Origin of the sequence: Qaidamihabitans albus (assembly GCF_016464705.1) — a bacterium.
Classification (GTDB): domain Bacteria; phylum Actinomycetota; class Actinomycetes; order Mycobacteriales; family Pseudonocardiaceae; genus Qaidamihabitans; species Qaidamihabitans albus.
The window spans coordinates 1-12,127 of the sequence record NZ_JAEHOB010000013.1 but is presented as its reverse complement, the minus strand read 5'-3'; the positions used below and the strand labels follow the sequence as shown (position 1 = coordinate 12,127).

The window sequence follows — 12,127 nt, the reverse complement described above, 5'->3', positions numbered from 1 at the left end:
GCACCGGGCCGCTTGTCTTGCAGATTCTTGCGGTCGCGCCGGACCGGGACTGTCGTGGGCCGGGCGTAGCGTGCGGACGTGCACTCAGTCGTCGAACTCGCCGCCCTGCCCGGCTGCACGGTCAGCGGGGTGCGCTGCCGGGGAGAGGAGGCCGGGTGGTCGGGCCCCGAACCCCGCGGCGAGTACGGCGTCGTGCTCGTCCGCCGCGGCCGGTTCCGGAAGCGGTGCCGGGGCGTGGTGACCGACGTCGATCCGGCGCTCGGCTACGTCATGGTGCCCGGTGACGAGGAGGAGTTCGCGCATCCCGCCGGGGGCGACGTGTGCACGTCGGTGCGGCTGGCACCGTGGCTGTGGCGCGCGATGGCGGGTGAGCGCGCGCGGCCGGACCGCCCGGCGGTGTACGTCGACGCGCGGCTGGAGCTGGCCCACCGCCGCTTCCTGGCGGCGGCCGGGGACGCGGAGTTCGCGCTCGCGGAGGAGTTGCTCGGCCTGCTGGCGCTCGCCGTGCGGCAGGTCGTCGAGGGGCCGCTGCCGGACGGTGCGCGGGCACGCGACGGGACGCTGGTCGCGGCGGCGCGGGAGGCCATTGCGGCCGGGCATCCCGCGGCGCGTGGCGTGTTCCCGCTCGCCGAGCTACTCGGTGTCTCGCCGTACCGGCTGAGCCGGGCGTTCCCCCGTCAGCTCGGTGTCTCGCTGACCCGCTACCGCAACCGGGTCCGCGTCGGCGCGGTGATCGAGCGCCTCTCCGCGGGCGAGACCAACCTCGCCGCACTCGCCGCCAACCTCGGCTTCGCCGACCAGGCGCACCTCACCCGGACCGTCCGCGAGCATCTCGGCCACACCCCCACGGCCCTCCGCCGCCTGGTGAGTGAGGGAGTTTCACTCTCGCACTAGCCGAAGCTACCGCTCCCGTTCGGAAGTACCGCCCGTGTCCGGCCGGGCGAGCCGCCAGTACTGCCGCTTCTCGGCATCGCGCACCACCACGCCCAGCTTCGCCAGCTCGTCGCGGAGCTCCCGCGCGTCCTCCTCGGAGCCGCCGCGGCCCAGCGCTCGTTCGCGCGCGGTGAACAGCGCGTTCGCCCCGGCGGGCAGGCCGGGCGTGTCCGGCACCCAGCGACGGAACTCCTCGCGGTAAGGGTCGTCGTCGAGCCACCGGTACCGGTGCTCCCGGAACGCCGCCGCGAGCCGTTCGGCGTCCACGTCGGAGGATTCACGTGCCAGCTCCCCGGTGTCCGATCCGAGCAGGACGAGGTCCTTGCCGTCCAGAAACGCCGCCGCGACCGACTCGCCCGGGACCTCGTGCGCCGCGCCCTTGCGCGCGAGAACCACCCGATCGCGCGCGACCTCGACCGTGAGGCTCTCGTGCCGGGCCAGGAAGGCGACCACCAGGCCGGCCAGCGCGCCGAGGGCGACCAGCCCGATGGTCACGTGCGGCTCGGGCAGCGACGACACGAGCTCGGCAGGCCCCTGCATCGGCGCCCACGGCAGCGAGACCAGCCAGTCGGCGGCGAGCCGCACCAGCCACCCGGCGCCGGCGCCGAGCAGCGGGAACGCCACCCAGAGCAGGGCGAACACCCACGTGGGCTCCGCCACGACGGTCGGGCGGCGCGCCGCCGGTTCTCCGAGGTCCACCGGGACGAACCTAGTGGGTCTCCCGCCAGCCGTTCGTGATCGGCAGCCTGCGGTCCCTGCCGAACGCCTTGAACGTGATCTTGGTGCCGGGCGGGTACTGGCGGCGCTTGTACTCGGCCCTGTCCACCATCCGCACGACCCGGTCGACCACGTCGGGATCGAAGCCCGCGGCGAGCAGGTCCGCGTAGCCGCGGTCGCCCTCCACGTAGTCGTCGAGGATGTCGTCGAGCAGCGAGTAGTCGGGCAGCGAGTCGGTGTCGACCTGGTCGGGACGCAGCTCCGCGGACGGCGGCTTGGTGATCGAGTTCTCCGGGATCGGCGGCGCCTGGCCGCGCTTCTCCGCCTCGGCGTTGCGCCAGCGCGCGAGCTCCCAGACATGGGTCTTGAACACGTCCTTGATCGGTGCGAACCCGCCGACGGCGTCACCGTAGATCGTCGAGTAGCCCACGGCGATCTCCGTCTTGTTCCCCGTGGCGAGCACCAGATGACCCTCCAGGTTGGACAGTGCCATCAGCAGCATCCCCCGCACGCGGGCCTGGATGTTCTCCTCGGCGAGCCCCGTCCCCGCCAGCTTGAGCTGGTCGACGTAGACCCGCACCATGTCCTCGACCGGCTCCACGCGGTAGTGGCAGCCGAGCCTGCGCGCCAGTTCCGCCGCGTCGGAACGCGAGTGCTCCGTGGAGTAGCCCGACGGCATGGAGACCCCGTACACGGCGTCCGGTCCCAGCGCGTCCACGGCCAGCGCCGCGGACACCGCGGAGTCGATGCCACCGGAGAAGCCGAAGATCACCGAGCGGAAGCCGTTCTTGTGCACGTAGTCGCGCAGGCCGGTGACCAGGGCGGACCACACCTCCGCCTCGTCCGGCAGCGGCTCGCTCGCCGCCGGTTCGGCCAACGGGTCGTAGGCGGGCAGCGGCTGCGCGCCGAGTACCCGCCTGCGGACGTGGAGACCCTCGAACTCGCCCTCCGCCGCATGGCCGCCCGCGGGCAGGTCGAGGTCGACGAGCAGCAGGTCCTCGGCGAACTGCGGCGCCCTGGCGAGCAGCTCGCCGTTCGCGCCGACGACGATGGAGTCGCCGTCGAAGACCAGGTCGTCCTGGCCGCCGACCAGGTTCGTGTAGACGATCGGGGCGCGAGCCTCGGCAGCGCGCCGCGCGATCAGCGGCAGCCGGACGTCGTCCTTGGCCCGCTCGTAGGGCGAGGCGTTGGGCGCCACCACCAGATCGGCACCAGCCTCGCCGAGCGCGGCGACGGGGCCGCCGTCCTGCCAGAGGTCCTCGCAGATCACCATGCCGATGTCGAGCCCGTGCAGCCGCACCACGTCGAGCGTGTCGCCCGGCTTGAACCAGCGGTGCTCGTCGAACACGCCGTAGTTGGGCAGGTGGTGCTTGTACTGGCGAGCGGCCATCTCGCCGCGGAAGAGGGCGGCGGCCGCGTCCCGCGGACCGGCGTCGTCCTGGTCCAGGTAGCCGACATAGGCGAGTACGTCCCCGCAGCCGGCTTCGTCGAGCAGCCGGGCGAGGTCGTGCACCGCGGTGCGGGAGGCCTCGGCGAAGGTCGCGCGCAGGGAGAGGTCCTCGACGGGGTAGCCGGTCAGCGACATCTCCGGGAAGACGACCACGTGCGCGCCAGCCACGGCGGCCTTGCGGGTCCACTCGACGTGCAGTTCGGTGTTGCCTGCCAGGTCACCGACCGTCGGGTTCACCTGGGCCATTGCGATACGCAGTTGCGGCATACGGCCATTCTTCCCCACGGCCGGTCCGGGCCCCAGCCACGTGCCCGGGCTCGCTCGCTCAGGTGCGCTTCTTGCGCAACATGCCCCGCACCTTCTTCAGCGCCTGCTCGGCGTCGGAGTCGAACGGGTTGTCGTGTACCAGGTACGTCCACGTCGACGTCGGCCTGCGCACCCCGGCCGCCACGAGGTTCACGCCCTCGTCGGTGAGCTCGGCCTCGACCAGGGTCTTCGCCGACCGCTTCTCGGCCTCGCCGGAGATCTTGCGGAACTCGGGGATCGCCGCCCGGTGGAACTCGTCCAGCGGCGTCTCCCTCGCCAGCGCCCGCAGGTGGATGGTCTCCCGCACATCGGTGAGGAACGCCAGGTGATCCGCCCACAGCTGGTCCAGGTGGTACAGCATGATCTCGCGGCACGCCTGCACCGCCGCCGGCTCGCCCAGCTTCTCGGTCAGCTCGGCGTGGCGCTCGGGTTCCGCCTCGGCCAGCAGCTCGCCGGCCAGCTCCGTGCGCAGGATCTTGTCCCGGTGCGCCAGCACCTCGCCGCGCTGGTGCTCGATCAGCCGCGTGTACCGCCAGGTGTTGCGGTGGATCTCCAGGTCAACGCCCTCGGCGACGCGCTGGGCGTGGTTGATCTGGCGGTGCGCGCCCGGGTCGGTGACCTCGCCGGTCTCCTCGTCGGCCTCGATGCCCTCCGGTACGTCGGGGGCATAGCCGAGCACCAGCTCGTCGTTCAGGCTGGCGAAGAACACCGAGCTGCCGGGATCGCCCTGCCGCCCGGCGCGCCCGCGAAGCTGGTCGTCGAGCCTGCTGCTCGGGTACCGGGCGGTGCCGATGACGTGCAGCCCGCCGAGCTCGGCCACCCGGTCCCGGTCGGCCCCGTCGGCACCGCCGAGCCGGATGTCGGTGCCCCGGCCCGCCATCTGCGTGGAGACCGTGATCCGGTCGTACGTGCCGGCCTCGGCGATGATTGCGGCCTCCTCGGCGTCGTTGCGCGCGTTCAGCACGACACACGGCAGGTCGACCTTGGCCAGCTTCTCCGCCAGCTCCTCGGACTCGGCCACGTCCTGCGTGCCGACCAGGATCGGCCGCCCGCTCTCGTGCACGGCCCGGATCTCCTCGACGATCGCCCGCAGCTTGTTGGTCGGTGACGCGAAGATGCGGTCCAGCTTGTCCGAGCGGATGTTCGGGGTGTTCGGCGGGATCACCGCCACCTCGAGCTTGTAGAACTCCCGCAGCTGTTCCGCGACCGCGACCGCCGTGCCCGTCATGCCCGCCACCCGCGGATACCGGGCGATGAGCGCCTGCACGGTGATCGAGTCGAGGATCTCGCCGTGGTCGGACGGCGGTAGCTGCTCCTTCGCCTCGACCGCGGCCTGGAGACCGTCCGGCCAGCGCTGCAACTCGGCGACCCGGCCGCGGGAGGCGTTGATGAGCTGCACCTTGTCGTCCCGCACCAGGTAGTCGACGTCCCTGGTGAGCAGCGCGTGCGCGTGCAGCGCGACGTTGACCGCCGCGAGCCGGGCCGAACCCGACTCGTCGTAGAGGTCGATGCCGCCGAGCGACTTCTCCACCACGGAGGCGCCCGCGGACGTGAGCCAGGCGTTGCGGCCGTCGGGGTCGGTCTCGTAGTGCAGGCCGAGCCGCAGCCTGCGCACGATGTTCGCGACCTCCTCGTCGGCGACCCCCGCGTCCACCGAGCCTGCCATCACCAGCGGCACCCTGGCCTCGTCGACCAGCACCGAGTCGGCCTCGTCGACGATCGCGACCTCGGGCTCCGGCTGCGCGAGGTCCTCGGCGCGGGTGACCAGCCGGTCGCGCAGGACGTCGAAGCCGATCTCGCTGACCGCGCCGTAGCAGACCTCGGCGTCGTAGGCGGCGCGCCGCTCGTCCGGCGTCAGCGCCGGCTCGACCCAGCCCACCGACACGCCGAGCAGGTCGTACACCGGCCGCATCCATTCGGCGTCCCGGCGGGCCAGGTAGTCGTTGACCGAGATGACGTGCACGCGCCTGCCCTGCAGCGCGTGCCCCGCCGCCGCCAGTGCGCCGGCGAGGGTCTTGCCCTCACCGGTGGCCATCTGCACCACGTGCCCGGTGAGCAGGCCCATCGTGCCGAGCAACTGCACGTCGAAGGCCCGCTCGCCCAGCGCGCGGCGGGCGGCCTCGCGGCCGAGCGCGCATAGCTCGACGAGCTGGTCGTCTTCGGCGGAGTCCCCGTGCCGGAGCTCCGCCGCCAGCTCGCTCAGCTCGGCGTCGGAGAGCTTCTCCAGCTCCGGCTCCCGCTTCTCGACGGCGGGCAGCAGTGCCTTGTAACGGGTCAGTTCCACGCTGGCCGGGCGCTGGATGATTCTGCGCAACCGTCTGCCTGCCCGGCTCAACAACGCCACCGGTGCTCTCCCATCTCTGTGCCGCAACCTCAACGCTGTGGTGGTGCGTTCGAGTTCCCGCATCGAATGGCACGATCGTCACGTGCCCCTCCACGAACGCTACCTGTCCCGGTCGGCTTGTCTACTCGCGATCGGGGTCCTCGGTGCCGGGCTGGCCGCCTGCACGTCGGAGCCGGAATCCGGCGGCGCCGCGGGGCCCGCAGGGCCGGTGCCCGCGGGGCTCGAGCGCTTCTACTCGCAGGCGCTGGACTGGGGCGAGTGCGAACCGTTCGCGACGACGGAGGACGCCAGGTCGGCGTTCCAGGGCGAGGGACTGGAGTGCGCCCGGCTCGAGGTACCGCTGGACTACGGCGATCCAGGCGGCACCACGATCAGCGTCGGCGTGCTGCGCCACGAGGCAGGCGACTCCGGCGACCGGATCGGCTCGCTCGTGCTGAACCCCGGTGGCCCCGGCGCGTCCGGGATGACCGCGGCCGCGTCGATCGCCGGTGCCGTCTCCGGCGGCACCCTCGGGCAGCGGTTCGACATCGTGGGCTTCGACCCGCGCGGAGTGGGGGCGAGCGAGCCACAGGTGCAGTGCCTCACCGCGGCCGAGCGCGACGCCGACCGGGCGACGGACACCGAGGTCGACGGCAGCCCGGAGGGCGTGGCCGCGCAGGAGCAGCAGGAGCGGGCCTTCGCGGCCAAGTGCGCCCAGCGGACCGAGCACGGCGCCGAGATGCTCGCCCACGTCGGTACCCGCGACGTCGTCAAGGACCTCGACGTGCTGCGCTGCGTCCTCGGCGACGAGAGGCTGACCTACCTCGGCTACTCCTATGGCACGCGCATCGGCTACTCCTATGCCGAGGCGTTCCCCGGCAACGTCCGCGCCCTGCTGCTGGACGGCGCGCTGGATCCCGAACAGGATCTCGTCGAGTCCCTCATCGGTCAGGGCAGGGGCTTCGGCAAGGCGTTCGAGGAGTTCGCCGCCTGGTGCGCCGAGCAGCAGGACTGCGCGCTCGGCGACGACCCGGCCGGCGCGACGAAGGCGTACCAGGACCTCGTCCGGCCGTTGATCGACAACCCGGTCGATCTTGCGGACGGGCGCAGGCTCTCCTACGAGGACGCCACCACCGCGACGATGCAGGCGCTCTACCGGCAGCAGCTGTGGGACCGGCTCAACTCCGGGCTCGGCGAGCTGAAGCGGCACCAGGGAACCTCCCTGATGGCGCTGGCCGACATGTACAACGAGCGCGGCCCGAACGGGAAGTACGCCAGCACGCAGGACGCCTTCACGGCCATCCGCTGCGTGGACGATCCGCAGGTCACCGACAGGGACGTGGTGCTGAGGGCGCAGCGCCGCTACGAGGAGGTCGCGCCGTTCCTCGACGATGGCGAACCGGACTCCGCGGCCCGCGACGCCTGCGCGTTCTGGCCCGTGCCCAACACCTCCGAGCCGCACCTGCCCGACGTCGAGGGCGTCCCGCCGGCACTGGTGATCTCCACGACGAACGATCCGGCGACCCCCTACGAGGCGGGCGTCAGCCTGGCCAAGGCGATGGGCGGCAGGCTGCTGACCTTCGAGGGCACCCAGCACACGGTGTTCCTCCAGGGCCATTCGTGCATCGACGACGCGGGTACGGCCTACCTCGTCGACGGCACCCTGCCCCCGGAAGGCACCCGCTGCTGACCCCGGCCTCGTGAGTGCCGACACGAGTTAGAACAGCGTTACGCACTCACGAGGGCGGCGTCGGCTCTACCGGGGCGTTGTGGTCGGAAAGCGCCAGTTCGAGGGTCACCGCGCCCTCGTTGGGCTGGCGCGGCGGCACCTGGATCCAGATCCGCCGCAGGTGACGCCCCGCCGCCTCGGCGACCCAGAACTTGACGTGCGCGTCTGACCGGATGCCCGGGACCAGCGCCGAGACGACGTGCTCCGGAAGCTCGCCGGTCACCCGGTAGGTCGCCACCTCGCCCAGCTTCTCGCGGCTCTCGGTACGCAGGTTCGTGGCGCCGGTCAGCAGGCTGCGCAGGCCGTCCTCCGGATCGAGCAGCCGCGCGGGGTCGAACCCGGCGGGCACGGGCTGTTCGGTGTGCTCGTCGTCGGATCCGGTCAGGTACAGCGTGCCGCCGTCGACGCGGAACTCGTACTGGGCGCGCTCGTCGGTGTGCTGGACGTCCACGTCACCGTGGGCGAAGCCGTGCGCTCCCTCGCCGCGCGCCGCCTCGCCCGTCACCTCGCGGACCGCGAGGCCCGGAATCGCGCCGCTCACGGCGAACTCGAAGCTGACGCTTCGCAGGTCGCGCAGCGCGTCGGCGGAGGCCGCGACCAGCGACCCGCCGTCGGGCAGCGGCCCTGCGGTGTCCGGCGCCGACGTGCAACCGCCGAGGGCGCCGAGCAGGAGTACCAGCGCGATGCGGCGGAAGAGCATGGCGCACACGTTAGCGGGACGATTCCGGTGTGGCGGAGAAGGTGCGCCGGTAGGCGAGCGGCGCCACGCCGATCGCCGCGCTCAGGTGCTGCCGCAGCGAGGCCGCGCCGCCGAGGCCGGCTTCGGCGGCCACCCGGTCCACGGGCAGGTCGGTCGTCTCCAGCAGGTGCCGTGCGTGCAGCACGCGCTGCTGGGTGAGCCACGCCCTCGGTGGCAGCCCGGTCTCCGCGCGGAAGCGCCTGCTGAACGTCCGGACGCTCATGTTGGCGTGCGCCGCGAGCGTGGCGAGTTCGAGCGGTTCGGCGAGCCGGGCGAGTGCCCACGCCCGCGTCCGTGCGGTGCTGCCCTCGCCCGGCCCCGGCAGCGGGCGATCGATGAACTGGGTCTGCCCGCCGTCGCGCCACGGCGGCACCACGCAGTAGCGCGCGGCGACGTTGGCCACGTCGCTGCCGTGGTCGGCGCGCAGCACGTGCAGGCAGAGGTCGACGCCCGCGGCGAGCCCGGCGGAGGTGAGGACGTCGCCGTCGTCGACGAACAGCACGTTCTCGTCCAGGTCCACGGCGGGGTAGAGGTCGCGGAACTGGTCGGCGTACGCCCAGTGCGTGGTGGCGGGCCGCCCGTCGAGGATCCCCGCGGCGCCGAGCACGAAGGCACCGGTGCAGATCGACATGACCCGCGCGTGCCGTGGGATGCGGGCGAGCGCGTCGGCGATCTCGCCGGGCAGCGTGCCCTCCCGGCGCGGGCCGTGCACCCGGGTGCCCGGGATGATCACCGTGTCGGCCTCCGCGAGTGCCTCGGGGCCGTGGTCGAGCGTGGCGGTGTAGCCGGCGCTCACCCGCACCGGCCGGTCGTTCACCCCGCAGATCCGCACGTCGTAGAGCGGCTGTCCGGCCCGCGTCGCCGAGCGGAACAGCTGTGGCGGGATCTGCATGTCGTAACCGACGACCTCGTCGATCGCCAGGACCACCACCCGATGCATGGCAGGAATCTTACAGATATTGGCATTCTGGCCACTCGTGCGGGGGCTGGCGCATCAGCAGGCTGTGTCCGTGACCGATCTCCACGCCCGCCGAACGTCCGTCCCACCACGCCTGCACTGGGCGTGGCTCGTCGCCTTCGCCGCCTTCGTCGCACTGGTCGGCGCGGCCGGTTTCCGCGCCGCCCCGAGCGTGCTCATCGATCCGCTGCACGAGGAGTTCGGCTGGTCGCGCGGCACGATCTCGGCCGCGGTGTCGGTCAACCTGCTGCTGTACGGCTTCATCTCACCGTTCGCGGCCGCCCTGATGGAGCGGCTGGGGATGCGCCGCGTGGTCTCCGGCGCGCTGTTGCTCGTGTCCGCGGGCAGCGGGCTCACCGTGTTCATGACCGCGAGCTGGCAGCTCCTGCTGTGCTGGGGCGTGCTCGTCGGCGCGGGCACCGGGTCGATGGCTCTCGCCTTCGTCGCCACGGTCACCAGCCGCTGGTTCGTCCGGCATCGCGGACTGGTCAGCGGCGTGCTCACCGCCGCGGGTGCCGCGGGCCAGCTGGTCTTCCTCCCGCTGGTCGCGCTGCTCGCGACCGAGCACGGCTGGCGGCCCGCGTCGCTCGCGGTCTCGGGCGCGGCGCTGGTGGTCGTGCCTGTCGTGCTGCTCCTGCTGCGCAACCGGCCGAGCGACGTCGGCACCACCGCCTACGGTGCGGGCGCGGCCGACGTGGAGGCGGCCGTGCCGGCGGGAGGCAGCGCGGCCCGCGCCGTGCGGGTCCTGCGGGACGCCGCGCGGTCGCGCACGTTCTGGCTGCTCGCCGGCGGGTTCGCGATCTGCGGCGCCTCCACGAACGGGCTGATCGGCACGCATTTCGTCCCGGCGGCGCACGACCACGGGATGCCGCACACCACCGCGGCCGGACTGCTGGCGCTCGTCGGGATCTTCGACATCGCGGGCACCATCGCGTCGGGCTGGCTCACCGACCGGGTCGATCCACGCAAGCTGCTGGGTGCCTACTACCTGCTGCGCGGCGCCTCGCTGCTCGTGCTGCCGCTGCTGTTCGCGCCCACCACCGAGCCGCCCATGTGGGCGTTCATCGTCTTCTACGGACTGGACTGGGTCGCCACCGTGCCGCCGACCGTGGCGCTGTGCAGGGATCGTTTCGGACTCAGCGGCCCGATCGTGTTCGGCTGGGTGTTCGCCTCACACCAGGTGGGGGCCGCCGTCGCGGCGTTCGGGGCGGGCTTCACCCGCGACCAGCTCGGCACCTACGACCTGGCCTGGTACGCGGCAGGCGGTCTCTGCGCGGTGGCGGCGGTGCTCTCGCTCCGCATTTCGCCCAGCCGTGCCGCCGGCCCCGAAACATCGAGTTAACAAGGCGCGCATAAGGTCGCGGCATGGATCGCCAGCAGGAGTTCGTGCTGCGCACGCTCGAAGAACGCGACATCCGCTTCGTGCGGCTCTGGTTCACCGACGTGCTGGGTTTTCTCAAGTCCGTGGCCGTGGCGCCCGCCGAGCTGGAGGGCGCGTTCAGCGAGGGCATCGGATTCGACGGCTCGGCCATCGAGGGCTTCGCGCGGGTGTACGAGTCGGACATGGTCGCCAAGCCGGACCCGTCCACCTTCCAGGTGCTGCCGTGGGAGACGCCGGAGGGCGGGCACTACTCGGCACGGATGTTCTGCGACATCGCGATGCCGGACGGCTCGCCGTCGTGGGCGGACCCCCGGCACGTGCTGCGCCGCCAGCTTTCGAAGGCAGGCGAGGCCGGGTTCACCTGCTACGTGCACCCGGAGATTGAGTTCTTCCTGCTGGCCAGCATGTCCGACGACGGGAGCGAGCCGGAGCCCGCCGACAACGGCGGGTACTTCGACCAGGCCAGCCACGCGACGGCGACGCACTTCCGCAGGCACGCGATCGAGACGCTCGAGGCGATGGGCATCTCGGTGGAGTTCAGTCACCACGAGGGAGCGCCAGGGCAGCAGGAGATCGACCTGCGCTACGCCGACGCGCTGACGATGGCCGACAACGTGATGACGTTCCGGTACGTGGTGAAGGAGGTGGCTCTCATGCAGGGCGTGCGGGCGACCTTCATGCCGAAGCCGTTCACCGACCAGGCCGGCTCCGGGATGCACACGCACGTGTCCCTCTTCGAGGGTGACCAGAACGCGTTCTACAGCCCGGAGGATCCGTACGAGCTCTCCGACACGGGCAAGGCGTTCGTGGCCGGGCTGCTGCATCACGCGCGCGAGCTGTCCGCGGTCACGAACCAGTGGGTGAACTCGTACAAGCGGCTGATCAGCGGTGGCGAGGCCCCGACGACGGTCTCCTGGGGCCGGGCCAACCGCTCGGCGCTGGTGCGGGTGCCGATGTACTCGCCGGGCAAGGCCTCCTCACGCCGGGTGGAGATCCGCACGCTGGACTCGGCGTGCAACCCCTACCTGGCGTACTCGGTGATCCTCGCCGCCGGGCTGAAGGGCATCGAGAAGGGCTACGAGCTGCCGCCGCCCGCCGAGGACAACATCTGGTCGCTGTCGGACTCGGAGCGCAAGGCCGCCGGGTACGCACAGCTGCCGCAGAACCTGGGCGAGGCGCTCACCGAGATGGAACGCTCGGAGCTGTTGCCCGAGGCGCTCGGCGAACACGTCTACGACTTCTTCCTCCGCAACAAGCGGGTCGAGTGGAACAACTACCGCAGCGCCGTGACGCCCTACGAGCTCCGCACGCTGCTGCCCGTGCTGTAACCCGGCAGGGCCGCTGACCTGCGGTTTCACCGCTATCGGACCCCCCTGTTTCCGGGCCCTCCGGTGGCATGTAATCTTTTCTTCGTCGCCAGGTGCGGCCGGGTCGAGCGGGTTGACACCGCGAACCGAACCGGGTAACGTAGCTGGTCGGCCCTGAAGTGGGGCACAACCTCCGAGCGAAGTCAACGACTAAAAGTCGTAGGTTGAGCGCCGTTCCGGGCCGGATAGGCAGGAACACTTTATTGTGTTGTTTGAGAACTCAA

Annotated in this window: 9 protein-coding genes; 4 read left to right on the top strand and 5 right to left on the bottom strand. The window is 71.8% G+C overall.

Annotated elements, in window-relative coordinates:
* Nucleotides 1-78: 78 nt before the first annotated feature.
* Entirely contained in the window at nucleotides 79-894 is an 816-nt protein-coding gene (locus tag JAP66_RS22630) for a helix-turn-helix domain-containing protein (protein WP_199433836.1), read from the top strand.
* Nucleotides 895-900: 6 nt separating this feature from the next.
* On the opposite strand, the gene JAP66_RS22625 is transcribed toward JAP66_RS22630, so the two are convergent.
* The 3 genes from JAP66_RS22625 to secA2 are packed head-to-tail and all read right to left on the bottom strand — an operon-like array spanning nucleotide 901 to nucleotide 5,750.
* Entirely contained in the window at nucleotides 901-1,632 is a 732-nt protein-coding gene (locus JAP66_RS22625) for a YqeB family protein (RefSeq protein ID WP_199433835.1), read from the bottom strand.
* A gap of 10 nt (nucleotides 1,633-1,642) precedes the next feature.
* A complete protein-coding gene (locus tag JAP66_RS22620) occupies nucleotides 1,643-3,367 on the bottom strand; it encodes an NAD+ synthase (protein WP_199433834.1) in 1,725 nt (574 codons plus the stop codon).
* A gap of 58 nt (nucleotides 3,368-3,425) precedes the next feature.
* Nucleotides 3,426-5,750, bottom strand: coding sequence for an accessory Sec system translocase SecA2 (gene secA2 / locus JAP66_RS22615; protein WP_199433833.1), 2,325 nt, complete (start codon nucleotides 5,748-5,750; stop codon nucleotides 3,426-3,428).
* Between the two features lie 82 nt (nucleotides 5,751-5,832).
* On the opposite strand from secA2, the gene JAP66_RS22610 reads away from it, so the two are divergent.
* Entirely contained in the window at nucleotides 5,833-7,419 is a 1,587-nt protein-coding gene (locus tag JAP66_RS22610) for an alpha/beta hydrolase (protein WP_372449004.1), read from the top strand.
* A 46-nt stretch (nucleotides 7,420-7,465) separates the two neighbouring features.
* Here the strand turns inward: JAP66_RS22610 and JAP66_RS22605 are convergent, their stop codons facing one another.
* Both JAP66_RS22605 and JAP66_RS22600 read right to left on the bottom strand, forming a co-directional pair.
* The gene (locus JAP66_RS22605) at nucleotides 7,466-8,158 is read right to left on the bottom strand and encodes an LppX_LprAFG lipoprotein (RefSeq protein ID WP_199433831.1); all 693 of its coding nucleotides are present in this window, start codon (nucleotides 8,156-8,158) and stop codon (nucleotides 7,466-7,468) included.
* Nucleotides 8,159-8,168: 10 nt separating this feature from the next.
* Complete coding sequence (locus tag JAP66_RS22600; protein WP_199433830.1) at nucleotides 8,169-9,137, bottom strand: GlxA family transcriptional regulator; 969 nt, start codon at nucleotides 9,135-9,137, stop codon at nucleotides 8,169-8,171.
* Between JAP66_RS22600 and JAP66_RS22595 the strand changes: the two genes are divergently transcribed.
* Complete coding sequence (locus tag JAP66_RS22595) at nucleotides 9,136-10,497, top strand: MFS transporter (protein WP_199433829.1); 1,362 nt, start codon at nucleotides 9,136-9,138, stop codon at nucleotides 10,495-10,497. The genes JAP66_RS22600 and JAP66_RS22595 overlap by 2 nt on opposite strands.
* 23 nt (nucleotides 10,498-10,520) lie before the next feature.
* Nucleotides 10,521-11,864 (top strand): type I glutamate--ammonia ligase, encoded by a 1,344-nt coding sequence (glnA, locus tag JAP66_RS22590; RefSeq protein WP_199433828.1) that lies wholly within the window; start codon nucleotides 10,521-10,523, stop codon nucleotides 11,862-11,864.
* Nucleotides 11,865-12,127 lie beyond the last annotated feature (263 nt).